Below are 24,358 nucleotides of genomic sequence, written 5' to 3'. Positions count from 1 at the left end.
CTGCGGCCCGAAAAGAACCTTCCCTACCCTGATGCACCGTAAATGCATCGTACTTTCGGCTAGATTTCTGTTAGCCGATCAGGCTAGGGTTGCTCCCGAACGGACTACTTAAACCTAAACCACAGCGTCTCTTCTTTTTCTCCGCGGACGAGGTGCAGGGAGGACCACCATGACCGCCCCGACGACCAAGGCACCCGCGAAGCTCGACCCCCGCTCACTCACCGACAGCGCCGCCAATCTGCTCGACGCGATGGTCGCGCTGCCCCCGAACCACCCCTCGCGGGCCGCCCTGCGCGACCGCGCCATCGAGGCCTGGCTCCCGCTGGCCAACCACCTCGCCCACCGCTACAGCGGCCGGGGCGAGCCCAACGACGACCTGGCACAGACCGCCGCGATCGGGCTGATCAAGGCGATCGACAAGTTCGACCCGTCCCGCGGCGTCGACTTCGCCGGTTACGCCATCCCCACCATCATCGGTGAGCTCAAGCGCCACTTCCGCGACCGCACCTGGGACATCCGGGTGCCGCGCCGGCTCCAGGAGCTGCGCCTGGCGATCTCCGACGCCAACAGCACCCTGCTCCAGACGCTCGGCCGGTCGCCGACGGTCGCCGACATCGCCGCCCACCTCAAGGTCACCGAGGAAGAGGTGCTGGAGGGCCTGGAAGGCGCCCGCGCCTACAACGCGGTGTCGCTGTCCACCCCCACCGGTGACGGCGAGCGCGCCACCGAGCTGGGCGACCTGCTCGGCGGCGAGGACGGCGAGTTCGAGCTGGCCGAGATGCGGGTCGCGCTCGGCCCGGCGCTGGCCACGCTCGACCAGCGCGAGCAGCGGATCCTCACGCTGCGCTTCTACGGCAACCTGACCCAGTCGCAGATCGCCGAGCAGATCGGCGTCTCGCAGATGCACGTGTCCCGGCTGCTGGCGCGGGCGCTGACCAAGCTGCGCGGCCAGCTCGACGGCACGTACTAACGGGTCCCGGCCCGGTCGGCGATGCGCCGACCGGGCCGTTCCGTGCTTGCTCTCGGTGGGTGCGAGAGTAGGGGTCGTGCTCGCCGACGTTGCTCTCGACCTGCCGGTCCGGCCGATGCTGCCGGCGCTCGTCGAGGCGCTGCGCGCGACGGGCGCCGGGGTGCTGGTGGCGCCGCCGGGCACCGGCAAGACCACCACCGCGCCGCTGGCCGTCGCCGACGCGGTCACCGGGCGGGTGGTGATCGCCCAGCCCCGGCGGGTGGCCGCCCGCGCCGCCGCGCACCGGATGGCCGCCCTGCTCGGCGAGCGGGTCGGCGACCGGATCGGGTACGCGGTCCGGGGCGAGCGCCGGAGCGGGCCCCGGACCCGGGTCGAGGTGGTCACCACCGGCCTGCTGGTACGCCGGCTACACCACGACCCGGAGCTGCCCGGGGTGGACGCGGTCCTGCTGGACGAGTGCCACGAGCGGCAACTCGACGCCGACCTGGCGTTGGCGTTCAGCGTGGAGGCCCGGGCCACCCTGCGGCCGGACCTCTGGCTGCTGGCGATGTCGGCGACCCCGCAGGCGGACCGGTTCGCCGCGTTGCTCGGCGGCGGCGTGCCCGCCCCGGTCGTCCGCGCCGAGGCCGCGTTGCACCCGGTGGACCGGGTGTGGGCGCCACCGCCGCGTCCGATCGCCCCACCCGGCGCGGGCCGGGTGGACCCGGCGCTGCTCGACCACGTGGCCGCCACGGTGCGCCGCGCGCTGCGCGAGCGGGCCGGCGACGTGCTGGTCTTCCTGCCCGGGGCGGGCGAGATCACGGCCGTCGCCGGGCGACTGGCCGACCTGCGCGACACGGTCGCCGTGCTGCCGCTGCACGGCCGGCTCTCCGGCGCCGCCCAGGACGCCGCGCTGGCCCCACCGTCCGGCCGAGGAACCGCCCACCCGGGAACCGTCCGGCGGCGGGTCGTGCTGGCCACCGCCGTGGCGGAGAGCAGCCTGACCGTGCCGGGGGTGCGGGTGGTGGTGGACGCCGGCTTGAGCCGGGTACCGCGCACCGACCTGGCCCGCGGGCTGGGCGCGCTGGTCACCGTGCCGGTGTCCCGGGCGGCGGCCACCCAGCGGGCCGGCCGGGCCGTGCGGGAGGCGCCGGGTGCGGTCTACCGCTGCTGGTCGGAGGCGACGCACGCCCGGCTCGCCCCGCAGCCCGAACCGGAGATCGCCACCGCCGACCTGACCGGGTTCGCGCTGGAGCTGGCCGCCTGGGGCACGCCGGACGGCAGCGGCCTGGCGCTGCCCGATCCGCCGCCGCCGGCGGCGCTGGCCGTGGCCCGGGAGACGCTGGGCACGCTCGGCGCGGTCGACGCCGAGGGTCGGATCACGTCCCGGGGGCGGGCGATCGCGTCGGTCGGCGCCCATCCCCGGCTGGCCCGGGCGTTGCTCGACGGCGTGCAGCGGGTCGGCGCCGACCGGGCGGCCGAGGTGGTGGCGGTGCTCGCCGACGAGTCGTCGGGCGGCGTGGGGGACGACCTGCCGGCCCGGTGGCGCCGGCTGCGCGCCGGCACCGACCCGGCCGCCACCGCGCGGTGGCGCGCCGAGGTACGCCGGCTGCGCGCCGCCCTGCCCGCCCGCGCCGCCCTGCCCGCCCGCACCGCCGACAGCCGGCCGGAGCCCGGAGCGCCGACCGGTCAACCCCCGCGCCGGCCCGCCGCAGACATCGGCGGCCCACCGGAACAGCCCGGACAGAAAGCCGGCGGCCGGCCGGAGCGCCTGCCGGACGATCTGGCCGCCGGGCTGCTGGCCGGGTTGGCGTACCCGGAACGGCTGGCCCGGGTGCGCCGGCCCGGCGGGTCCGCGTACCTGATGGCCGGTGGCACCGCCGCGGAGCTGGCGGCGGGGTCGGGGCTGGCCGGGTCGACGTGGCTGGCCGTCGCGGTCGCCGACCGCTCCCCCGGCGCGCCGGCCGCCCGGGTCCGGCTGGCCGCGCCGGTCGACGAGGCGACCGCACGCGAGGCCGGCGCGGCGCTGCTGCGCGACGGCCGCGAGGTCGCCTGGTCCGGCGGCGAGGTGGTGGCCCGGGAGGTGGTCCGTCTCGGCGCGATCGAGCTGGTCGACCGGCCGCTCGCCGCGCCCGAGCCGGAACTGGTCGCGGCGGCGGTGCTGGACGGGCTGCGGCAGGAGGGTCCGGGGCTGCTGCGCTGGACGCCGGAGGCGACCGCGCTGCGCCACCGGCTGGCCTTCTGCCGACAGGCGCTCGGCGACGACTGGCCGGACGTGTCGGACACCGCGTTGCTCGCCGCCGCGCCCGGCTGGCTCGGGCCGGAACTGGGCCGGGCGCGCCGCCGGGCCGACCTGGCCCGCGTCGACGTGACCACGGCGCTGCGCCGGCTGCTCGACTGGCGGCAGGCGGCCCGGCTGGACGAGCTGGCGCCGGAGCGGCTGACGGTGCCGAGCGGCTCGCGGATCCGGGTGGACTACGCCGATGCGGCGGCGCCGGTGCTCGCGGTCAAGCTCCAGGAGACGTTCGGGTGGCGGGACGTGCCCCGGATCGCCGACGGGCGGGTGCCGGTGCTGCTGCACCTGCTCTCGCCGGCCGGACGGCCGGTGGCGGTCACCGCGGATCTGGCCTCGTTCTGGCGGACCGGCTATCCGCAGGTGCGGGCGGAGCTGCGCGGGCGCTACCCGCGGCACCCGTGGCCGGAGGACCCGACGACGGCCGAGCCGACCCGCCGGGCCAGCCCGCGCCGGCGCTGACCGGGCTCACTCCTCGACGACGTCGGCGATCACCACGGTGATGTTGTCCGGGCCGCCGGCCCGCAGCGCGAGGTCGATGAGCCGGGCCGCGCAGGCGTCCCGGTCCAGCCCCTCGCCGAGCACCTCGGTGAGCGTGTCGGCGCGGACCACGTTGGAGAGGCCGTCGCTGCACAGCAGCCAGCGGTCACCGGCCCGGGGGACCATGGTGGCGTACGCCGGGGAGACCTGGTCGCCCTGCAACGCCTGGGTCACCACGGCGCGCCGGGGGTGGCTGCTCGCCTGGTCGGGGGTGATCAGGCCCTGGTCGACGAGCATCTGCACGAACGTGTCGTCGCGGGTGACCTGCTTGAGCACGCCGTCGCGGAACAGGTAGGCCCGGGAGTCGCCGACGTGCGCCAGCGCCAGGCAGCTCCCGGTGCGGGCGAACAGCAGCGCGGTCAGCGTGGTGCCCATGCCCTGGCGTTCCGGGTCCTCCTCGACCGCCCGGCGGATGCCCGCGGTGGCCTGCTCGATGGCGCCCTGAAGCGCGGCGACCAGCGCGTCCTCCGGGGTCTCCACGTCCAGCGGGGCGATCGCGTCGATCGCGATGCGGCTGGCCAGGTCGCCGGCCGCCATGCCGCCCATGCCGTCGGCGACCGCGACCAGCCAGGGGCCCGCGTGCTGGGCGTCCTGGTTGCCGCTGCGGATCAGCCCACGGTCGCTCGCTCCGACGGAACGAAGCTTCAGGGTCATGGGACGCAGCCTGCCAGGTCGAGGGCTCGGTTGTCTCTAGGAGATCACCACCATCGTACGTGGCGCGGTGAATCTCACTGCGCGTGGGCGCGCGCCCGCCATCGGACCGGATCGATTGACAGCGACGGAACGCGATGGAAACATCGGCCTGATATTGGGAGCGCTCCCAGCTCCCGCCGCTCCCCCACCGTCACTCCCGAAGCACGGAAGGAACCCTCCGTGACCCGTTCCCGTCGTCGGCTGGTCGCGCTCGCCGCGACCGCCGCCCTGGCGTTCACCGGCGCCACCGCCGGCCCGGCCCTCGCCGAGGTGCCACCGGACGCCCCCGAACAACTCCGCAACGGCGACTTCAGCGCCGGCGTCTCCCCCTGGTTCTCCTACGGCACCGGCGAGCTGGCGGTCACCGACGGCCGGCTCTGCACCACGGTCGCCGCCGGCACGGCCAACCCCTGGGACGCCGGCATCGGCCAGGACGCGGTGCCGCTGATCTCCGGCGCCGAGTACGAACTCTCCTTCGACGTCTCCGCCACCCCCGGGGCGGCGCTCAAGGCGGTGCTCCAGCTCGGCAGCGCCCCGTACACCACGTACGCCAGCGTGGACGCCACCGCCACCGGCACCGCCAAGCACGTCACCACCACGTTCACCGCGCCGGCCGACAACGCCGGCGCGCAGCTCATCTTCCAGGTCGGCGGCAGCGCGCAGGCGCAGACGTTCTGCCTCGACAACGTGTCGCTGCGCGGCGGCGAGGCGGCCCCGCCGTACGAGCCGGACACCGGTCCCCGGGTCCGGGTCAACCAGGTGGGCTACCTGCCCGGCGGCCCGAAGCACGCCACCGTGGTCACCGAGGCCACCGGGGCGCTGCCCTGGCAGCTCAAGTCCGCCGCCGGGGCCGTGGTGGCCAGCGGCGAGACCACCCCGCGCGGCGTGGACGAGGCGTCGGCGCAGAACGTGCAGACCGTCGACTTCTCCGCGTACCGCACGCCCGGAACCGGCTACACGCTGACCGTCGACGGGGAGACCAGCCACCCGTTCGACATCTCCGGCACGCTCTACGACCGGCTGCGCGCCGACTCGCTCCAGTTCTTCTACGCCCAGCGCAGCGGCATCGCGATCGACGGCGACCTGATCGGCGACGAGTACGCCCGCCCCGCCGGCCACCTCGACGTCGCCCCCAACAAGGGCGACACCGACGTGCCCTGCCAGCCCGGCGTCTGCGACTACAAGCTGGACGTGCGCGGCGGCTGGTACGACGCCGGCGACCACGGCAAGTACGTGGTCAACGGCGGCATCGCCACCTACCAGCTACTCAACACGTTCGAGCGCACCAAGACCGCGGAGACCGCCGACGGCGGCGCGGCGCTCGGCGACGCCACCCTGCGGGTGCCCGAGCGCGGCAACGACGTGCCGGACGTGCTCGACGAGGCCCGCTGGGAGCTGGACTTCCTGCTGCGCATGCAGGTGCCGGCCGGCAAGCCGCTGGCCGGGATGGTCCACCACAAGATCCACGACCAGAACTGGACCGGTCTCCCGCTCGCCCCGCAGGACGACCCGCAGGTGCGTGAGCTGCACCCGCCGTCCACCGCGGCCACGCTCAACCTGGCCGCCGTCGCCGCCCAGTGCGCGCGGCTGTTCGCCCCGTACGACGCCGCGTTCGCGACCCGCTGCGGCACGGCCGCGAAGACCGCGTACGCGGCGGCCAAGGCGCACCCGGCGATCTACGCCTCGGCCAGCGACGGCACCGGCGGTGGCGCGTACGAGGACAACAACGTCACCGACGAGTTCTACTGGGCCGCGGCCGAGCTGTGGCTGACCACCGGCGACAAGGCGTACCTGGCCGACGTCACCGGCTCGCCGCTGCACACCGCCGACGTGTTCACCCCCAACGGCGCGTTCGGGTGGCAGAGCGTGGCCGCGCTGGGCCGGCTCGACCTGGCCACCGTGCCGAACACGCTCCCGGCGGCGGAGAAGACCCGGATCCGCGCGTCGATCACCGCCGCCGCGGACCGCTACCTGGCCACGATCGCCGACCAGGCGTACGGGCTGCCGATGCCCGGCACCGCCGACGCGTACGTCTGGGGCAGCAACAGCAACATCGTGAACAACACGATCGTGCTGGCCACCGCGTTCGACCTGAGCCGGAACGCGAAGTACCGGGACGGCGCGGTGCAGGCCGCCGACTACCTGTTCGGCCGCAACGCGCTGAACATGTCCTACGTGACCGGTTGGGGCGAGCAGAACGCCCACAACCAGCACAGCCGGATCTTCGGCCACCAGCTCAACCCGGACCTGCCGGCCCCGCCGGCCGGCTCGCTCGCCGGCGGCCCGAACGCCGCGCTCCAGGACCCGTACGCGGCGAACCTGCTCGCCGGCTGCGCGCCGATGTTCTGCTACGTCGACGACATCAACTCGTACGCGACGAACGAGGTGGCGATCAACTGGAACTCGGCGCTGGCCTGGCTCGCCTCGTTCCTGGCCGACCAGGGTGACGCGGCGGCGGTGCCGACGCCCACCTGCGCGGTCACCTACACCACCCACGGGAGCTGGCCGTCCGGCTTCACCACCCAGGTGACGGTGCGCAACACCGGCACGTCGGCGGTGAACGGGTGGAGCCTGCGCTGGGCCTTCACCGGCGACCAGAAGGTGAGCCAGTCCTGGTCGGCGCAGGTCGCCCAGAGCGGCGCCACGGTGACCGCGAAGAACCTGGCGTGGAACGCCACGCTGGCACCGGGCGCGTCGACCACGTTCGGCCTGAACGGCACCGGCTCCGGGGCCCCCAACCCCGATCCCACCCTGATCACCCTGAACGGGAGGGCCTGCACCATCTCCTGACCCGTTCCCGTCCCCGCGACCGTGCGGTGGCGGCGCCCGTCCGGCGTCGTCACCGCGCGGTCGGCGACGTCGGCAGGTACGGTCCTCCGATGGCGTACCTGCTCCTGGCCCTCGCGATCACCGCCGAGGTGATCGGCACGAGCCTGCTCAAGGCGAGCGACGGCTTCACCCGGCTCTGGCCCACGATCGGCCTGGTGGCGTGCTACCTGGCGGCGTTCGGGCTGCTCGCCCTCGTGGTCCGGGACGTCCCGGTGGGCGTGGCGTACGCGATCTGGTCCGGGCTCGGCACCGCCGCCATCATGGCGGTCGGCGCGGCGTTCCTGGGCGAGCCGCTGAGCGTCACCAAGGTCGTCGGGGCCGGGCTGGTCATCGCCGGCGTGGTGGTGCTCAACCTCGGCGGCGCCCACTGACCGACGTCGGCCCGGTCCCCACCCCGCCTGCCCAGGTCGCCGGGTCGGTTCGGCCGACCGGCCGGCGCATCGCGACCCGGTCGGACGCGTCGAAGCCGAGCGCCGCCTCGGCCGCGAGGAACCCGGCCAGGCCCGGGGTCAGCTCCGCCTCGGCCAGCTCGCGGAACCCGCAGCGCGCGTAGTAGGGCGCGTTCCACGGCACCGACCGGAACGTGGTCAGCGTCAACGCCGGCCACCCCTCGGCCGCCGCCCAAGCGGCCACCTCGTCGAGCAGGCCCCGTCCGATGCCGCGCCGGGCGTACGCCGGGTCGACGCTGAGCTGCTGCACGTGGGCCGCCCCGTCGACGAGGTCGACGAGCGCGAACGCGATCGGCCGATCCGCCGCGTCGACCGCCACCCGCAGCCGGCCGGCACGCTGCCCGACGGCCAGCGCCTCCAGTGGCAACGGCGGCATGTCGGCCACCAGGTGCATGCCGAGGTCGCGGAACGGGGCCCCGGAGGCCACCTCGACGCGCTGGATCCCGGTCAGTTCGTCGGCGCGGGCGATTCTGGTCTGCGGCACGGCGCCGACCCTGACAGAGCGGAGGGAAAGAGGCGAGCGGATTTCGGCGTACCCTGCACCGGTGACCCTTCCGCTGCCGGCCGGCGACTTCCGCGCGTACCTGTTCGACTGCGACGGCACGATCGTCGACTCGATGCCGGTGCACCACCGGGCCTGGTGCGCGGCGCTGGCCGAGTGGGGCTGCGAGTTCCCGGAGGATCTCTTCTACGCCTGGGGCGGCCGGCCGGTCGTCGACATCGTCGTCGACCTGAACCGGCGGCACGGGCTGGCCATGCCGGTCGAGGCGGTGGCGCGCCGCCGGGAGGAGCTGTTCCAGCGACTGCTGCCCGGGGTGAGCGCCGTGCCCGAGGTGCTGGCGCACATCGAGGACGCGCACGGGCGGGTGCCGTTCGCGGTCGTCTCCGGCAGCACCCGGAGTCGGTGACCGCGTCGTTGACCACGCTGGGCCTGCTCGACCGGTTCGACACGCTGGTCTGCGCCGAGGACTGCGCGCGGCCCAAGCCGGACCCGGAGGGCTACCTGTTGGCCGCGCGACGGCTCGGCGTCGAGCCGGCCGGCTGTCTCGTCTTCGAGGACACCGATCTCGGCGTGGCGGCGGCGACGGCGGCGGGGATGGCGTCGGTCCGGGTGCCGCACCCCCGGGAGCGGTCGGCCACTCGGTGACCGTGCCGGGAGGGCCCACCCGCCGTCACGGTGCGTGACGCGTCAGCGCGACCATGTGGATGGACACGATATACCGCTCGGTCATAATTATGACCAGGTGTCATATCGCTCGCGACGCCGCCATCCTGCCGCCGCGACACGCCCGAGCGTTCGAGCCCTCGACCGGGCCGTCCGATGTGATCGGTGTCGCCCCGGTCGGGGCACCCGTCGGGCATGCCCGGCCCTAGCGTCGCTGTCATGACCGTCAACGAAGGCGTCGTGCGCATCGAGGTCGCCACGGTCGTGCCCGTCCGGCGCGGGTGAGGTTCGCCCCGCCGCCCGGCCCGCTGCGCACGCTGGCGTCCGCCACCCTGGCCAACACCGTCGGCACCGGGCTCTGGCTGGCCGGCGGCGCGTTGTACCTGACCCGGGACGTCGGCCTCTCCGCCACCTCGGTGGGCGCCGGGCTGACCGTCGCCGGCCTGGTCGGGCTGACCGCCAGCGTGCCGGTGGGCGGGCTGGCGGACCGGTGGGACCCGCGTACGCTGCGCGCCGTGCTCCAGGTGGGCCAGGCGCTCGCCGCGGCGGCGTACCTGCTCGTCGACTCGCTGGCGGCGTTCCTGGCGGTGGCGGTGCCGGAGGCGCTGTTGGCGGCCGGCAACCTGGCGGTCCGGGCGGCGCTGGCCGCCGCGGTCGGCGGCCCGACCGGCCGGGTGCACGCGTTCGCCACCCTGCGTGCGGTGGCCAACCTGGGCATCAGCGTCGGCACCGCGCTGGCCGGGATCGCGCTGGCGGCGGACACCCACCGGGCGTACCAGGTGCTGGTGGTCGGCAACGCGGCCACCTACCTGCTCTCGGCGGCGCTGCTGTTGCGGTTGCCGCCGCTGGTCCGCCGCGCGGTGGCGAGCCGGCCGGCGCCCACCGGAGCACCGACCGGGCAACCTGTCACCCCGGGGTAGCAGGATGACGGGATGACCGAACGGGGAAGCATCACCATCCGTCCCGGCGGCCCGGCGGACGCGCCGACCGTGCTGCGGCTGTTCGACAGCGCCATCGCGTGGTTGGTCGAACGCGGCCGGCCCGAGCAGTGGGGCACCGGCGCGGCCTCCACCGACCCCCGCCGGATCGCGCAGGCCGACGGCTACGCCCACGGCGACGGCCTGTGGTTCGCCGAGATCGACGGCACGGCGGTCGGCGCGCTGGTGGTGGGCGCGGCGACGGAGTACGTGCCGCCGGCCACCGGGCCGGAGCTGTACGTCAACCTGCTGGTCACCGACCGGGCGTACGCGGGCCGGGGGGTCGGCGCACGGCTGCTCGCGCACGCGGCGGATCTGGCCCGCGAACGCGGGCTCGGCCTGCTGCGGGTGGACTGCTTCCGGAGCGCCGACCGGGCGTTGGTGCGCTTCTACGAGGGCTGCGGTTTCACCGCCACCGAGCCGTTCACGGTGATCCGACCGGGTCGGCCGCCGTGGCCGGGGCAGGTGCTGGCCCGCCGGCTCGACTGAGCGCCGCCGACGTCAGCCGATCTCCTCGTCCTCGAAGCACCAGCGCCACGACTCCCCCGGCTCGATCGACCGCATCACCGGGTGGCCGGTGGACCCGAAGTGCTTACTCGCGTGCTGGTACGGCGACGAGTCGCAGCAGCCCACGTGCCCGCAGGTCAGGCAGGCGCGCAGGTGCACCCAGTCCCGGTTGCCGACCGCCACGCAGTCGGGGCACTCGGTGGTGGTGACCGGCTCGGCGTCGCCGGCCCCGGTCAGGTGCGGACAGCTCATTCGAGAACCTCCTGTCGTAGCAGCGACTCCTCCAGGTCCAGATCACGGTAGGCGCGGGTGAGCACCTCCTCCGGGATCTGGCCGGAGTCGCGGGCGGCCCGGAACACCTCCCGCTCGGCGTCGATCATCTCCTGCCGCAGCCGCGCGTACGCCTGGGAGGGGGTCTCCCGGTCGGTGCCGCCGAGCCGTTCCCAGGCCAGGTTGGCGCGGGACGTGGTCAGCCCGCGCAGCCGCTCCACCACCGCCTCGGGCGCGTCGCCGGCCAGCGCGTCGAGCCGTTCCCGGGCGGCGCGGCTGGCCCGCTGCTGCACGCCGGCGGCGGAGAGCGCGTCCTGCACCGGGTCGTCCGGGGGCAGCCGCAGCCGCCGGGCCAGCCACGGCAGGGTGGCGCCCTGCCCGACCAGGGTGACCACGATCACCGCGAAGGCCAGCCAGATCAGCAGCGCACGCGGGTACGGCCGGTCGTCGGCGAGGGTGAGCGGCAGACCCAGCGCGGCGGCCAACGTCACCACGCCGCGCATGCCGGCCCAGCCGATGACGATGGGGAACTGCACCGGCGGCGCGGGGTCGCGCTGCCGGATCCGGGGCACCAGCCGGGCCAGGTAGGTGGCCGGGAACATCCAGACGAACCGGGACAGGAAGACGGCGGCGAGCACCGCGGCGGTGATCCCGACCAGCGAGCCGACCGGTTCGTCGAGGTCGCGCACCACCTCGGGCAGTTGCAGGCCGACCAGGAGGAACACCAGCCCCTCCAGCAGGAACTGGATCAGTCGCCAGAACGCGGTCACCTGGAGGCGGGAGCCGGCCGACATGAGCATCGGCAGCTTGTGGCCGATGCCGAGCCCGGTCACCACCACCGCGACCACGCCGGATGCGTGGATCTCCTCGGCGGCGTACACCACCGCGAACGGCACGATCAGCGACAGCGCGTTGTCCAGCACCGGGTCGGTGATGCGCTTGTGCAGGTAACCGAAGACCACCACGCCCAGCACCCCGACCACGACGCCACCACCGGCGGCGATCAGCACCTCCCGGGCCACGTAGCCGACGCCGACGCCGCCGGTGCTGGCGGTGGCCGCGACGATCGCCACCCGCAGCAGCACCAGCGCGGTGGCGTCGTTGACCAGGCTCTCGCCCTCCAGGATGGTGACGACCCGCCGAGGCAGGCCGACCCGCCGGGCCACCGCGGTGGCGGCGACCGCGTCGGGCGGCGCCACCACCGCGCCGAGCGCCACGCAGATCGCGTACGGCAGGTCGGGCAGGAACAGGTGCACCACGGTGCCCACCACGAACGCGGTGAAGATCACCAGCCCGACCGCGAGCAGCAGGATCGGCCGTAGGTTGAGCCGGAACGCCGGCACCGAGGTGTTCACCGCCGCCACGTAGAGCAGCGGCGGCAGGATGCCGACGAGCACCAGGTCCGGTTCCAGCCGCACGTGCGGGAAGAACGGCAGGAAGGACAGCGCGAGGCCGAGCACCACCAGCAGGATCGGCGCGAGCAACCCGAGCCGGCGGGCCAGCGCCGCCCCGAACGTGGCGATCGCCAGGAACACCACGACCTCGAACAGAGCTTCCATGGGGTACGAGCCTAGGCGTCCCCCGACCGGCCCGTGATCACGCGGTCGGGCGGACCTTCGGCAGCACCTCGGCCCCGAACGCGTCGAGGAACGCGCGCTGTTCCTGGCCCACGTGGTGCAGGGCGATCTGGTCGAAGCCCAACTCGACGTACTCCTGGAGCCAGCCGACGTGCCGGCCCAGGTCGGCGGAGACGTTGACGCTGTCGGTGACCTTCGACATCGGCACGTCGGCGCTGACCACGTCGAAGTGCTCGGCGGTCTCCAGGTCCCAGCAGACCGGCGGCGCGAACACGTTGCTGCGCCACTGCTCGTACGCGATCGCCTCGGCCTCGGCCTGCTCGGGCGCCCAGCTCACGTGCACCTGGAGGTGCAGCGGCCCGCGCCCGCCGGCGTCCCGGTAGGCGTCGATCATCTGCCGGAGGTGGTCGACCGGCGCGTTGACCGTGATCAGCCCGTCCGCCCACTCGGCGCACCAGCGGGCGGTGGCCACGCTGACCGCGGCGCCGACCAGCGCGGGCGGCTCCTCGGGGCGGGTCCACAGCTTGGCCCGGTCCACGGTGACCAGCCCGTCGTGGCTGACCTCCTCGCCGGCCAGCAGCGCCCGGATCACGTCGACGCACTCGCGCAGCCGGGCGTTGCGCAGCTCCTTGCGGGGCCAGACGTCGCCGGTGATGTGCTCGTTGCTGGCCTCGCCGGTGCCCAGCGCCGCCCAGAAGCGGCCGGGGTACATGGCGCCGAGCGTGCCGATGGCCTGCGCGATGATCGCCGGGTGGTAGCGCTGGCCGGGCGCGTTGACCACGCCGAAGGAGAGGTTGGTGGCCTGGAGCGCGGCGCCGAGCCAGGACCAGGCGAACCCGGACTGGCCCTGCCGCTCGCTCCACGGGGAGAAGTGGTCGGAGCACATGGCCGCGTCGAAGCCGGCCCGTTCGGCGTGGATCACCGCCTCCAGCAGCTTCGCCGGATGGATCTGCTCATGGGATGCGTGGAAGCCGAACGCCGTCATGGGCAGCACTCCTACCCATGCCGGCGCAGATGTAAGCAGGGCCCCCGCTCAACGCCTCCGGTAGCGGCGGGGCCCCCGCTCAACACCTCACTCGGCGTGCGCGCCGGCGCCCGCGCCGGCCTCACCCTCGCCGATCCACACCGTCTTGGTGTTGCAGAACTCGCGCATGCCCAGCGCGGACAGCTCACGGCCGTACCCGGAGTTCTTCACGCCGCCGAACGGCAGCTCCGGATAGGACGTGGTCATGCCGTTGACGAACACGTTGCCGGCGTCCAGGTCGGTGGCGAAGCGTTCCTGCTCGGCCGGGTCGGTGGTCCAGGCGTTCGAGCCGAGGCCGAAGTTGGTGCCGTTGGCCACCTCGATCGCCTCGTCGTACGAGCCGACCCGGTAGAGGCCGGCGACCGGGCCGAACACCTCCTCGCTCCACATCCGCATCTCCGGCCGCAGGTCGGTGACCACTGTCGGCGGGTAGAACCAGCCGTCCCCGGTCGGCTTCTCGCCGCCGCAGAGCACGGTGGCGCCCTGCCGCACCGCGTCGGTCACCTGCTCGTGCACCTCGTCCCGGCCGCGTTCGCTGGCCAGCGGGCCGACGTCGGTGCCGTCGTCCATCGGGTCGCCGACCCGCAGCGCCGCCATCCGGGCGGCGAACCTCTCGGCGAACGCGTCGAAGACGTCGGTGTGCACGATGAACCGCTTGGCGGCGATGCAGGACTGGCCGTTGTTCTGGCAGCGGGCGGTGGTGGCCACCTCGGCGGCCTTGTCCAGGTCGGCCGAGGGCATCACCACGAACGGGTCGCTGCCGCCCAGCTCCAGCACGGTCTTCTTGAGTTCCCGGCCGGCGATCTGCGCGATGGAGCGGCCGGCCGGTTCGCTGCCGGTGAGCGTGGCGGCGCGGACCCGGGGGTCGCCGAGGATCCGGCCCACCGCGTCGGAGCCGACCAGCAGCGTGGTGAACGCGCCCTCGGGAAAACCGGCGCGGCGGAACAGGTCCTCCAGGTAGAGCGCGGTCTGCGGCACGTTCGAGGCGTGCTTGAGCAGGCCGGTGTTGCCGGCCATCAGGGCCGGGGCGGCGAAGCGCATCACCTGCCACAGCGGGAAGTTCCACGGCATCACCGCCAGCACCGCTCCGATCGGCTGGTAGCGGACGTACGCCCGCTTCGCCTTGACCGCGGCGGCGTCGGCCGGCTCGTCGGCGAGCATCGCCGGCGCGTTGGCCGCGTAGAAGCGGCAGGCGGTGGCGCACTTGGTGACCTCCGCCTTGGCGGCGGCGTACGTCTTGCCCATCTCGGTGGTCATCAGCCGCGCGGTGGAGTCCCGCTCGGCGTCGAGCAGGTCGGCGGCGGCGGTGAGCCACCCGGCGCGCTGCGCGATCGTGGTGTCCCGCAACTGCCGGTACGCGAGGTCGGCCCGCTCGATCGCGGCGTCGACCTGCTCGTCCGACATCGCGTCGTACGTCTTGAGCACCTGTCCTGTGGCGGGATTGGTGGTGGCGATGGGCATGGCGACTCCTGTCACTCGAACAGCGAGTGCCGCACGCCCGGCTCCTCCCGGCGGCGGGCGGCGCGACGGCGCTGGATGACGACCAGATCGACCACGGCCACCACGGCGAGGATCGCGCAGACGACGCCCAGCCAGGCCAGTTCGGCGGCGAACGCGAACACCGCGAGGACGGTCATCACGACCACACCGAACAGGGCGAGCACGAGGCGCAGGTTCAGCGCGCTGTTCGCGTGTCCGACCGTGCCACGGGCGCGGCGGGGCTGTGATCGGGTCATTCTTCCCGGCTACCCCGGCTCGGCCGGGGTTAACCGGCGCGGCGGGTGCGACCGGTGATCCCGGCCACGGTGCGGGCACGCGCCGGATGCGACAGCGGGGTGAACGCGTTGGATCGGTCTGCCGGTTCCGGCGGAGATCCCGCGGCGGTGGAGAGGATGGCATGACCACGATGCAGGCGGTGCCCGTGACCGTCGCCGTCTCGCGGCGCGCCGACCCGGCGCGTACCGGGGAGATGGTGGCGTGGATGCGGGCCGGCACGGCGCTCGCGGAGAGCTTCCCGGGGTTCCTGGGCGCCGGCTTCGTCCGCAGCGCCCCGGGTTCCGCCGAGTGGCACGTGATGTACCGCTTCGCCGACGCGGACACGCTGCGCGGCTGGGAGGACTCCCCGCAGCGGCACTGGTGGCTCAGCTCCGCGCAGGGCATCGTCGAGCAGACCCGGGTGGAACGCCGTACCGGCATCGAGGGCTGGTTCGACCGGCCGGTGGACCACGTGGTGGAGACGGTCGGGGCGGCCGAGCCGGCGACTCCGGCCGCGCCGCCGCGCTGGAAGCAGGCGGTCACCATCTGGCTGGCGTTCTTCCCGCTCAGCCTCACCGCCACGCTGCTGACCGCCCGGTTCGTCGCCGACGTGCCGCTGGCGGGCCGGACGCTGCTGATGACGCTCGTGCTGACCCCGCTGATGACCTACCTGGTGCTGCCGCGGATCACCCGGGCGCTGCACTGGTGGCTGCACGGCCAGCCGGCGCCCTGGCGGCGCTGAGCCCGCGAATGTGAACGACCGGTGTCAATGAAAGATGGGCGACAGACCTTCCGTACGGACGACCGAGGCGCATAGGGTCGACGCGCCGCTTGGTGCCGCCGGACGGGGGAACCCGCATGCCTCGACGCTGGATCACCGCGCTCGCCTGCGTCGCGGCGCTGGTGGCGCTGGCCTGCGACGGCTCCGGCTCGGCGTCGCCCCGCCCGTCCGACACGCCGCGGTCCGGTGACCCCCGGGTGCTGACCGCGCTCGGCGACTCGGTCACCACCGGCTTCGGCTCCTGCCTGGTGCTGGTGAGTTGTGAACGCAACTCGTGGTCGAGCGGGGACAGCCTGCGGGTGGAGAGCGTCTACCGCCGGCTGCGCGCGGACGCGCCGGCGCTGCGGGCGTACAACCGGGCCGAGCCCGGCGCCCGCGCGGCCGGGCTCGCCGACCAGGCCCGGTCCGCGGTCCGCGACAAGGCGGACCTGGTCACCGTGCTGATCGGCGCGAACGACGTGTGCCGGGCCGGGGTCGACGCGATGACCCCGGCCGACACGTTCCGGGACCAGGTCGACGCGGCGCTGGCGGTGGTGCGCAAGGGCCGGCCGAAGGCGCGGGTGCTGGTGGTCAGCATCCCCGACCTCTACCGCCTCTGGCAGCTCGGGCACACCGAGTCGCGGGCCGTCCGGGCCTGGTCGCGCGGCGTCTGCCCGGCGCTGCTGGCCGACGCCACGTCGACCGCGCCGGCCGCGACGGCCCGCCGGGCCAAGGTCAGGGCCCGGATCGAGGCGTACGACGACGAGCTGCGCGCCGCCTGTCGCGCGTACGGGTCGCGCTGCCGCTGGGACGGTGGCGCGGTGCACCGCCACCGGTTCGGCTTGGACCAGGTCAACGCGCTGGACTGGTTCCACCCGAACGCGGCCGGCCAGGGCCGGCTGGCCGAGGTGGCCTGGAACGCCTCCGGGTGGGACCGCGACTGAGACCGACCGGCCCGGTCAGGGTTGGCGCGGGCCCGGGAGCTGCCGTGGGCCGGCGACCCGGTAGAGCGCGCGGGCCCGGTCGGCGAGTTCCTTGGTGGCCGACGAGTTGGCCCAGGTGCCGAGGATGATCGCGGCGCCGGGGACGACCTTGGCGAACATGCGCTTGGCGGCGCGGACCCCGGCCATCCGGGCCAGCCGCACGCCGAGCTGGAGCATCACCCGACCCAGTGCCCGGTTGCCGGCGGAGCCGAACAACGCGCCGGCGCGTTCCCGGCCGGCGGCCACGCCCAGCGCCAGCCGGGCGGTCTCGGCGGCCTTGTGCACCCGCTGGAGCACCAGCAGGTCGGTGGCCCGGTCGGGATGGGTCGGGTCGACGCCGTAGGCGGCGGCCACGTGCAGCACCAGCCGGGCCTGGGTCCAGGCCAGCACGCCCACGTCGATCACCGCGCCGGGCAGCCCGGCGGCGCCGGAGACCGCGCCGGAGAGCCGGGCGTGGTTGACGAACTTGCGCACCGCCTGGTCGGCCACCTGCTCGGGGGGTGCGTCCGGCCGCTCCGCCCGCGCCCGGGCGGCCCACTGCGCGGCCTCGGGGCCGAGCCGGCGCACCGCCTCCAGCGCGAGGTGCTCCGGCGCGTACTGCGGGTCCTCGCGCATCCGGTCCCACAGCGTGGCCGGCGGCGCTTCGGGCGCCTCCACCGGCGGGACCGGGGCGGCGGGGACGGCGGTGGGTTCCCCGTCGACGGGGGCGGGGTCGGTCACGGGACGCTCCGGGGTTCGTACGGCGGGGGGTGGGCCGGTCAGCGACGACGGGTCGACGACAGCCGGGTGGCGAGCTGCCGCAGCCGGGCCTGGTTCTCCGGCTTGGCCATCTCGCGCCGGCCCCGGTCGACCAACTGCTGACCACGCGGCGACCGCAGGAAGGTGGTGATCCGTTGCATCAGCGACATGGCGTCCTCCTGTTCGCGGTCCCCCTCATGTGTACCTGGAACCGGCAACCTCCTGGTACCCGGACCGGCCGTCCGGCAACCGTCCGGTTCGGTCAGCCGAGGATCTCCGCCACCACCTCGCCGGCCAGCCACTCGTGCTGCGCGTACGCGTCGGGGAACGCCGAGATCTGCACCGCCTGGGCGGCGACCGACAGCGGCAGGTCCTGCCAGCCGGGGATCTCCTCCAGCGCGGCCAGGAACGCCTGGGTCGCGTACTCCGGGTCCATCAGCTGGGCCACCGTGCCCCAGCCGCTGCTCGGCCGCTGCTGGAACAGCCCGACCGAGTCGTGGTCCCAGCCGACGGCCTGGTGCGGGTAGCTCTGCGACTCGGGCAGCACGCCGCTGGCGTAGTTGAGCAGCGTGCTCTCCTGCATCGCGGTGGCCACCGCGATGACCAGCCCACGGCGCGGCACACCCATCTCCCGGCCGGCCCGCACGATCTTCGTGGCGTTGTCCATCTGGGTGCGGTTCAGGCCGGCCACCGGGACGATCCGGCGGGGCTTGGGCTTCGCCTTCGGCGTGGCCTTGACCTTCGGCTTCGGTGTCGCGGACGGGGACAGGGACGGGGACGGGCTGGCGCTCGGGGTGGCCGGGGTGGTCGGGACGGCGCTCGGCCGGGCCAGGCCGCGGGAGGCCGCGTCCAGCGCCGCGCGCTCGGCCAGCCCCACAGCGGGGGCGGGCTTGGCGGGGCGGTCCGGGGCGCCGAGGCCGAGCTGGCTGACGCCGACCAGGCCGAGGCAGCAGGCCGTGCCGGCGGCGACCGCCAGCCGGGCGCGGGGGTTCAGCAGCGCCCGCAGGCGGGTACGCCGGGCACCCGTCGAGGCAGTGGTTGTCCACTCGGTTGAGGGGGTATCGTCCAAACGGTCAGTCGGGCGGCCGGGGTCGTTCGGGTCGTCGGGGGTGCCGTTGTCACGCATCCGACGAGGCTAGACAGGGCAAATAGGGATCACCCAGGCTCAACGGGTGGTCCTTGCCACACTTCGGGGGGACGCCGCGGGACATTCGCGTGCGGGCCCGCCCAGGACGGTGCCGACCTCGCGGAACGGGCCAACCGCCGGTCCGCCGCGCAGCCGGTCGGCCTGGGCAGGAAGCACGCGGCCGGCGGCGGAGCGGCCGATGATCGACTAACTCGTCCGTTCGGGCCACCCACGCATGGGCCGCCGGACCGAGCCGTGGCCGAATTGTGATCACGCGCCGAGCGGTCGACGGGTCCGTAACGGAATGGACCACTCCCCCCGGTACGTTTGCCGAATCGGGGACGCGTTCGCGCGACGCCCCCCGTACGCGTCGACAGGGAGGACCCACCGGTGCTCGACCCACACGAGCTCTACGAACTCACCGACGAGCTGCCCGACGACCTCGGCCAGCCGGTGCTGATCCAGGCGCTCACCGGCTTCGTCGACGCCGGCAGCGCCACCCGGCTGGCCCGCGAACAGTTGCTCACCTCCCTGGACGCCCGCACCATCGCCCGCTTCGACATCGACCAGATGTTCGACTACCGGTCCCGCCGACCGGTGATGACCTTCGTCGAGGACCACTGGGCCGACTACGACGCCCCGGAGGTCGAGCTGCACCTGCTGCACGACGACGACGAGACCCCCTTCCTCCTGCTCACCGGCCCCGAGCCGGACCTCCAGTGGGAGCGGTTCGTGGCCGCCGTCGCCGGGCTGTCGGCCCGCCTCGACGTCCGGCTCACCGTCGGGCTCAACTCGATCCCGATGGCGGTGCCGCACACCCGGCCCAGCGGCGTCACCGCGCACGCCACCCGGCCGGAGCTGATCGCCGGGCACGAGCCCTGGCTCCAGAAGGTGCAGGTGCCGGCCAGCGTCGGGCACCTGCTGGAGTACCGCCTCGGCGAGCAGGGACGCGACGCGCTGGGCTTCGCCGCGCACGTGCCGCACTACGTCGCCCAGACCGAGTACCCGGCCGCCGCCGAGGCGCTGCTCGCCGCCGTGTCCAAGGGCACCGGCCTGCTGCTGCCCCGCGACGGCCTGCGCACCGCGGCCGAGGCGATCCGGGTGGAGATCGACCGCCAGGTGGCCCAGACGGACGAGGCGGCCACGCTGGTCCAGGCGCTGGAGGAGCAGTACGACGCGTTCGCCCGGGGTCGCGGCGAGAAGAGCCTGCTCGCCACCGAGACCGGCCCGCTGCCCAGCGCCGACGAACTCGGCGCCGAGCTGGAACGCTTCCTCGCCGAGCAGACCCGCCCGGGCGACACCCCGGAACGCTGACCGGGCGGAGCGGGCCGGGATGCGGCAGGCTGGAGCCATGCGCCTGGCGACCTGGAACGTCAACTCGGTGAAGGCCCGCCTGCCCCGGCTGCTCGACTGGCTGGGCACCACGAAGCCCGACGTGCTCTGTCTCCAGGAGACGAAGTGCCCGGACGGAGCCTTCCCGGTCGCCGAGGTGGGCGCGCTGGGTTACGAGGTGGCCAGCCACAGCGACGGCCGGTGGAACGGCGTGGCCGTGCTGTCCCGGGTCGGGCTGGCCGACGTGGCGGTCGGCTTCCCCGGCGAGCCCGGGTTCCCCGAGCCGGAGGCGAGAGCCATCGCCGCCACCTGCGACGGCGTGCGGGTCTGGTCGGTGTACGTGCCGAACGGTCGCGCCCCGGACGACCCGCACTACGCGTACAAACTGGCCTGGTTCGCGGCGCTGCGCGACGCGCTGGAGTCGGAGGTGGCCGCGGCCCGGCCGCTCGCCGTCTGCGGTGACTTCAACGTCGCGCCGACCGACGCCGACGTCTGGGACCCGGCGCTGTTCGCCACCTCCACCCACGTCACGCCGGCCGAGCGGGCCGCGCTGGCCGCGCTGCGCGACCTGGGGCTCAGCGACGTGGTGCCCACCCCGATGAAGGGCCCGCACCCCTACACCTACTGGGACTACCGGGCCGGCATGTTCCACCAGAACAAGGGCATGCGGATCGACCTGGTGTACGCCACCGCGCCGTTCGCCCGCGCGGTCCGCTCCGCGTACGTCGACCGGGAGGCCCGCAAGGGCAAGGGCCCCTCCGACCACGCCCCGATCGTGGTCGACGCCGACCTGACGCCCGCCGTCGAGGCGTTCTGAGTCGCCGTAGGCTGGACGGCATGGCAGTCGTGAAGATCAACGCGATCGACGTCCCGCCCGGCGCCGGCGAGGAGTTGGAGAAGCGGTTCGCCGCCCGGGCCGGCGCGGTGGAGAACTCCCCCGGGTTCCTCGGTTTCGAGCTGCTCCGCCCGGTCGCCGGCGAGACCCGCTACTTCGTTTACACGAGGTGGGAGACGGAGGAGGCGTACCAGGCGTGGGCGCAGGGCTCGTCCCGGGCCGCGCACGCCACCCCCGAGGGCGCCGAACCGCGCAAGCCGGTGGCCACCGGCGCCACCCTCCTGGAGTTCGAGGTGGCCCTCCAGGTCCCCCACACCCCCTGACCCTGCCCCGGCGACCATGAGGTTGGCGGCTTTCGTCGTCCGTTTTCTCGCCGCCAACCTCATGAACACCAACTGATCGCAGCCTCGCCCCCGCGCTCCGCTCGGCGTGCGGGTCAACGTGATCGACGGATGTCAGCGCCTGGACTCCATTCTCGTGAGGACGCCGGCGAACTCCGTGATCGCCCAGTCCAAGTGAGCGCGGTTGAAGAAGTCGACGCAGCTCGTGCATCCTGGTCGCCGGGGCGTAGTGCCGGCCGCCCGGAAGTGGGCGTCAGGCGTCCGCCTGATCTCGAACAGCCTGCGGAACGTCGAGCCTTCGTCAGGGTGATCCATCGACATCGCGAAACCACCCTCCCCACGCGGGCATGACCAAGCCCCGCCCGGGGGCGGAGCCCATGCGTCGTGCTCCACAGGTGGGCGTGCGAGGCAGGAACCCAGGAGTTTGCCGAACCCAGGGAACCCGACTCAGTCGTCTCAACCACCGCAGCGCAGCGCCCGTGCCGCGCTCGTGCGTCGGTGACCCGCCGGGCTGGTCTGACCCCTGCCGTCGGACGCTCGGCGGTCCGCCTTGATCACGCCGTTTGGGTGCACCTGTTGTCGCCCTGGCAACCACAGACGCACCCAAACCTCGCCCCCTCTGGCACACCGTTCCACTCACTCGGCCAGCGCGCCATGAGTGAAACGGCATGGACGTGACACGTCTGCCGGTCCGTCGTCGTGGGCGGAAGGTTGGTCAGGGGGTGCGGGTGGCGAAGACGATCACGTTGTCCTCGTAGCCGGTGCGACCACCGAGCCACGTGCCGCCGCAGGTGATCAGGCGCAACTCGGCCGGGCCGGAGTCGCCGTAGACCCGGGCGGCGGGCAGGTTCGCCTTGTCGAAGTACTCGACGCTGTCGACGGTGAACGACACCACGCTCCGGTCCGCGCGGGTCACCCGGATCAGCGCGCCCGGCTTCAGCTCGCGGAGCCGGTAGAACACCGCCGGCCCGCTCTTGCTGTCGACGTGACCGACGATGATCGCCCGCCCCGGCTCTCCCGGCACCGCGCCCCGGTTGTACCAGCCGGTCTGGTCGGTCTCGGTCAGCGGCGGCACGTCCACCGACCCGTCCCGCGCCTGACCGACCGGGGTGACCGGCGCGTCGACCTTGATGGCCGGCACGGCCAGGCGGACCGGACGGCCGACCGGTTTCCGGGCCGGTGCGGTGGTCGGCGCGGGTGCGGCAGCGCTCGACCCGGCCGACGCCTCGGCCCAGTCGAACGGCCCGGCGGTGCGTCCGAGCCCGGCCCCGACGGCGAACACGCCGACCAGTACCAGCACCACGGCCAGCGGCTTCGACCACGGGCTCCGGCCCCGGTCCCGCCTCGGCGCAGAGCCCGGCGGCGGACCGGACGGCGATCCGCCGGCAGGAGGCGGGCCCACCGGCCGGGAGCGCACGGGAGGCGGACCGGACGGGGGCGGACCGGACGGGGGCGGACCGGACGGCGATCCGCCGGCAGGAGGCAGGCCCACCGGCCGGGAGCGCACGGGAGGCGGCCCGGCCGGTGGCGGGTTCCACGGCCGGACGGCGGCGGGCGGCGGCAGCCAGGGTCGCGCCCCCGTCGTCGACGACGAGGTGGCCGGACGGGACCCGGCGGGCGGCGCCTCGACCGACGCCGAGCCGGCGGGAGGCGGACTCCACCGCTCCGAGCCGCCCGGGGGCGCGGTGGCCGGCCGGGAGCCGGTGGCCGGCGCGGCAGAACGAAAGCCGGCGGATCGCGGCGGGGCGGCGGGCGGGGGCAGGGCGAGGAACGGCCAGCCGGAGCGCCGGGAACCGGCGGGCGGTGGGGCGGCGTGGTCGGCCATGGCGGGCCTCAGCGTCCGGCGGCGTGCCGGCGGGAGGCGGCCACACCGAGACCGGCGCCGACCATGGTCAGCGCCAATCCGATCGGCACCAGCAGACCGCCGAGGCCGGGGCCGGCGGTGCCGCCGAAGCCGGTCGCCGGGCCGCGGCTGGGGAAGTGGCTGGGCGGGTGACTCGGCGGCCGGGTGGGTTGGGCCCGCTTGACGACCTGGAGCATGGTGGACGCGGTCTCCCCGCTCGGGCACTCCAGTTTGACCCGGTAGTTGCCGGGTCGGGTGCGCTCGTTGACCATCGGCGAGGCGGTGAGCAGGCCGCGCTGCGGCTGCACCTGGATCTTGCCGAAGGCGTCGGAGGCCACGATCGCGGGCACCGAATTGTCCCGGCAACTGGCCCGGATGCCGACCAGGAAACCCGGCTCGACCGTGCCCGGGGTGACCTCCACGAAGATCACGTCACCGGCGGGCTGCTCGGGCACCGGTTCGGCCCGGGCGGGCACGGCGCCGAGCAGCGGGAAGGCGCACGCGCCGACCGCGACCAGCAGCGCCGCGCGTCCCCTGACTGACCCCATGACCCCTCCCGGCGTACGGGAATGAATCCTCTCACCCCCGGCCGCACCTCACATCCGAACGGCCGCGTCGGTCGCGTAGGCTCGGGTCGCTGTGACCACCACCGACGTCTCCACCGCCCGCATCCGCACCTTCCATCCACGTCGCGGCCGGATGAGTGACCGGCAGCGCGACGCGTTGACCCGGCTCTGGCCCGCGTACGGCCTGGAGATCGCCGCCCTCGACGGGCCGTGCGATCCGGCGGCGCTGTTCGGACGGCGGGCGCCGCTGGTGCTGGAGATCGGCTCCGGCATGGGCGACGCCACCGCCGCGATGGCGGCGGCCGACCCGAGCCGACACTATCTGGCGGTCGAGGTGCACACGCCGGGAATCGCCAACCTGCTGGACCTGGTGGAACGGCACCGGCTGGAGAACGTACGGGTCGCCGAGGGCGACGCGTTGGACCTGGTCCGGGCCATGCCCGAGGGCTGCCTGGACGCGGTGCACGTCTACTTCCCGGACCCGTGGCCGAAGACCCGGCACCACAAGCGGCGGATCATCGCGCCGGCGCACGTGGCGCTGCTGCGGTCCCGGCTGGTCCCCGGCGGCACGCTGCACTGCGCCACCGACTGGGCCGAGTACGCTGAGTCGATGCGGGCGACGCTGACCGCCGACCCGGAGCTGGTCGACGTGCACGGGGGCTACGCTCCCCGCCCGGCGCACCGGCCGGTGACCAAGTTCGAGCGGCGCGCGCTGACCGCCGGTCGGGACGTCTTCGACCTGATCCACCGGCGGCGCTGACACCGGTGCGCTGACACCGCAGCGCTGAACCCGGTTGGCGCGGGAC

At 74.4% G+C, this 24,358-nt stretch carries 24 protein-coding genes and 1 pseudogene; 13 read left to right on the top strand and 12 right to left on the bottom strand.

The window, feature by feature from the left end; all coding sequences use genetic code 11:
- The first annotated feature begins 169 nt into the window (after window positions 1–169).
- Both ACIA6B_RS04380 and ACIA6B_RS04375 read left to right on the top strand, forming a co-directional pair.
- Window positions 170–970 carry a SigB/SigF/SigG family RNA polymerase sigma factor gene (locus ACIA6B_RS04380; protein ID WP_396770866.1) on the top strand — a complete coding sequence of 267 codons (801 nt, stop codon included), beginning with the start codon at window positions 170–172 and terminating at the stop codon, window positions 968–970.
- Window positions 971–1,046: 76 nt separating this feature from the next.
- Window positions 1,047–3,704: an ATP-dependent RNA helicase gene (locus ACIA6B_RS04375; protein WP_396770864.1), complete on the top strand. Its 2,658-nt coding sequence runs from the start codon at window positions 1,047–1,049 to the stop codon at window positions 3,702–3,704.
- 6 nt (window positions 3,705–3,710) lie between these two features.
- On the opposite strand, the gene ACIA6B_RS04370 is transcribed toward ACIA6B_RS04375, so the two are convergent.
- Window positions 3,711–4,436 (bottom strand): PP2C family serine/threonine-protein phosphatase, encoded by a 726-nt coding sequence (locus ACIA6B_RS04370; protein ID WP_281939475.1) that lies wholly within the window; start codon window positions 4,434–4,436, stop codon window positions 3,711–3,713.
- Window positions 4,437–4,655: 219 nt separating this feature from the next.
- Here ACIA6B_RS04370 and ACIA6B_RS04365 point away from each other — a divergent pair, with 219 nt between their 5' ends.
- Window positions 4,656–7,265, top strand: coding sequence for a glycoside hydrolase family 9 protein (locus ACIA6B_RS04365; protein WP_396770861.1), 2,610 nt, complete (start codon window positions 4,656–4,658; stop codon window positions 7,263–7,265).
- An 89-nt stretch (window positions 7,266–7,354) separates the two neighbouring features.
- A complete protein-coding gene (locus ACIA6B_RS04360; protein WP_396770859.1) occupies window positions 7,355–7,675 on the top strand; it encodes a DMT family transporter in 321 nt (106 codons plus the stop codon).
- On the opposite strand, the gene ACIA6B_RS04355 is transcribed toward ACIA6B_RS04360, so the two are convergent.
- Window positions 7,653–8,237: a GNAT family N-acetyltransferase gene (locus ACIA6B_RS04355; RefSeq protein ID WP_396770857.1), complete on the bottom strand. Its 585-nt coding sequence runs from the start codon at window positions 8,235–8,237 to the stop codon at window positions 7,653–7,655. The genes ACIA6B_RS04360 and ACIA6B_RS04355 overlap by 23 nt on opposite strands.
- Here ACIA6B_RS04355 and ACIA6B_RS04350 point away from each other — a divergent pair.
- The 3 genes and pseudogenes from ACIA6B_RS04350 (at window position 8,128) to ACIA6B_RS04340 (ending at window position 10,384) form a co-directional block, all read left to right on the top strand.
- Window positions 8,128–8,900, top strand: a pseudogene (locus ACIA6B_RS04350) (HAD family hydrolase). The gene ACIA6B_RS04355 and the pseudogene ACIA6B_RS04350 sit on opposite strands and share 110 nt — an antisense overlap.
- Before the next feature lie 299 nt (window positions 8,901–9,199).
- On the top strand, window positions 9,200–9,838 hold the full coding sequence (locus ACIA6B_RS04345) for an MFS transporter (protein ID WP_396770855.1): 639 nt from the start codon (window positions 9,200–9,202) through the stop codon (window positions 9,836–9,838).
- Window positions 9,839–9,850: 12 nt separating this feature from the next.
- Window positions 9,851–10,384 (top strand): GNAT family N-acetyltransferase, encoded by a 534-nt coding sequence (locus tag ACIA6B_RS04340; RefSeq protein ID WP_396770853.1) that lies wholly within the window; start codon window positions 9,851–9,853, stop codon window positions 10,382–10,384.
- Window positions 10,385–10,396: 12 nt separating this feature from the next.
- On the opposite strand, the gene ACIA6B_RS04335 is transcribed toward ACIA6B_RS04340, so the two are convergent.
- The 5 genes from ACIA6B_RS04335 to ACIA6B_RS04315 form a co-directional block, all read right to left on the bottom strand.
- Window positions 10,397–10,654 (bottom strand): UBP-type zinc finger domain-containing protein, encoded by a 258-nt coding sequence (locus ACIA6B_RS04335; protein ID WP_396770851.1) that lies wholly within the window; start codon window positions 10,652–10,654, stop codon window positions 10,397–10,399.
- The gene (locus tag ACIA6B_RS04330) at window positions 10,651–12,231 is read right to left on the bottom strand and encodes a Na+/H+ antiporter (protein ID WP_396770849.1); all 1,581 of its coding nucleotides are present in this window, start codon (window positions 12,229–12,231) and stop codon (window positions 10,651–10,653) included. Before ACIA6B_RS04330 ends, ACIA6B_RS04335 begins: the two co-directional genes overlap by 4 nt.
- Window positions 12,232–12,268: 37 nt before the next feature.
- A complete protein-coding gene (locus ACIA6B_RS04325) occupies window positions 12,269–13,234 on the bottom strand; it encodes a TIGR03885 family FMN-dependent LLM class oxidoreductase (RefSeq protein ID WP_396770847.1) in 966 nt (321 codons plus the stop codon).
- 87 nt (window positions 13,235–13,321) lie between these two features.
- Window positions 13,322–14,734, bottom strand: coding sequence for an NADP-dependent succinic semialdehyde dehydrogenase (locus ACIA6B_RS04320; RefSeq protein ID WP_396770845.1), 1,413 nt, complete (start codon window positions 14,732–14,734; stop codon window positions 13,322–13,324).
- Window positions 14,735–14,745: 11 nt separating this feature from the next.
- Window positions 14,746–15,009: a DUF6343 family protein gene (locus tag ACIA6B_RS04315; protein WP_396770843.1), complete on the bottom strand. Its 264-nt coding sequence runs from the start codon at window positions 15,007–15,009 to the stop codon at window positions 14,746–14,748.
- Window positions 15,010–15,170: 161 nt separating this feature from the next.
- On the opposite strand from ACIA6B_RS04315, the gene ACIA6B_RS04310 reads away from it, so the two are divergent.
- Window positions 15,171–15,770 carry an antibiotic biosynthesis monooxygenase gene (locus tag ACIA6B_RS04310; protein WP_396770841.1) on the top strand — a complete coding sequence of 200 codons (600 nt, stop codon included), beginning with the start codon at window positions 15,171–15,173 and terminating at the stop codon, window positions 15,768–15,770.
- A 116-nt stretch (window positions 15,771–15,886) separates the two neighbouring features.
- A complete protein-coding gene (locus tag ACIA6B_RS04305; protein WP_396770839.1) occupies window positions 15,887–16,732 on the top strand; it encodes a GDSL-type esterase/lipase family protein in 846 nt (281 codons plus the stop codon).
- Window positions 16,733–16,747: 15 nt separating this feature from the next.
- Here ACIA6B_RS04305 and ACIA6B_RS04300 read toward each other — a convergent pair whose 3' ends face one another.
- The 3 genes from ACIA6B_RS04300 to ACIA6B_RS04290 all read right to left on the bottom strand — a co-directional run bounded on the left by ACIA6B_RS04300 (window position 16,748) and on the right by ACIA6B_RS04290 (window position 18,635).
- Window positions 16,748–17,491 (bottom strand): EcsC family protein, encoded by a 744-nt coding sequence (locus ACIA6B_RS04300; protein ID WP_281939452.1) that lies wholly within the window; start codon window positions 17,489–17,491, stop codon window positions 16,748–16,750.
- A 38-nt stretch (window positions 17,492–17,529) separates the two neighbouring features.
- Window positions 17,530–17,679, bottom strand: coding sequence for a hypothetical protein (locus tag ACIA6B_RS04295; protein WP_396770837.1), 150 nt, complete (start codon window positions 17,677–17,679; stop codon window positions 17,530–17,532).
- A gap of 92 nt (window positions 17,680–17,771) precedes the next feature.
- Window positions 17,772–18,635 (bottom strand): peptidase M23, encoded by an 864-nt coding sequence (locus ACIA6B_RS04290; protein WP_396770835.1) that lies wholly within the window; start codon window positions 18,633–18,635, stop codon window positions 17,772–17,774.
- A 390-nt stretch (window positions 18,636–19,025) separates the two neighbouring features.
- On the opposite strand from ACIA6B_RS04290, the gene ACIA6B_RS04285 reads away from it, so the two are divergent.
- From ACIA6B_RS04285 to ACIA6B_RS04275, 3 genes are read left to right on the top strand one after another with little or no spacing between them, the layout of a single operon-like run.
- Window positions 19,026–19,949 carry a proteasome assembly chaperone family protein gene (locus ACIA6B_RS04285; RefSeq protein ID WP_281939447.1) on the top strand — a complete coding sequence of 308 codons (924 nt, stop codon included), beginning with the start codon at window positions 19,026–19,028 and terminating at the stop codon, window positions 19,947–19,949.
- Window positions 19,950–19,986: 37 nt separating this feature from the next.
- Window positions 19,987–20,784: an exodeoxyribonuclease III gene (locus tag ACIA6B_RS04280; protein ID WP_396770832.1), complete on the top strand. Its 798-nt coding sequence runs from the start codon at window positions 19,987–19,989 to the stop codon at window positions 20,782–20,784.
- A 20-nt stretch (window positions 20,785–20,804) separates the two neighbouring features.
- Window positions 20,805–21,125 carry an antibiotic biosynthesis monooxygenase family protein gene (locus tag ACIA6B_RS04275; protein ID WP_396770830.1) on the top strand — a complete coding sequence of 107 codons (321 nt, stop codon included), beginning with the start codon at window positions 20,805–20,807 and terminating at the stop codon, window positions 21,123–21,125.
- 733 nt (window positions 21,126–21,858) lie between these two features.
- On the opposite strand, the gene ACIA6B_RS04270 is transcribed toward ACIA6B_RS04275, so the two are convergent.
- Window positions 21,859–22,545 carry a class F sortase gene (locus tag ACIA6B_RS04270; protein ID WP_396770828.1) on the bottom strand — a complete coding sequence of 229 codons (687 nt, stop codon included), beginning with the start codon at window positions 22,543–22,545 and terminating at the stop codon, window positions 21,859–21,861.
- 431 nt (window positions 22,546–22,976) lie between these two features.
- On the bottom strand, window positions 22,977–23,534 hold the full coding sequence (locus tag ACIA6B_RS04265; RefSeq protein ID WP_281939442.1) for a hypothetical protein: 558 nt from the start codon (window positions 23,532–23,534) through the stop codon (window positions 22,977–22,979).
- A 151-nt stretch (window positions 23,535–23,685) separates the two neighbouring features.
- Here ACIA6B_RS04265 and trmB point away from each other — a divergent pair, with 151 nt between their 5' ends.
- A complete protein-coding gene (trmB, locus tag ACIA6B_RS04260) occupies window positions 23,686–24,312 on the top strand; it encodes a tRNA (guanosine(46)-N7)-methyltransferase TrmB (RefSeq protein WP_396771220.1) in 627 nt (208 codons plus the stop codon).
- Window positions 24,313–24,358 lie beyond the last annotated feature (46 nt).

Origin of the sequence: Micromonospora sp. NPDC051141 (assembly GCF_044455765.1) — a bacterium.
GTDB lineage: Bacteria > Actinomycetota > Actinomycetes > Mycobacteriales > Micromonosporaceae > Micromonospora.
Note: the sequence above shows the minus strand (reverse complement) of the source record. Positions and strands in the feature narration are given on the sequence as shown.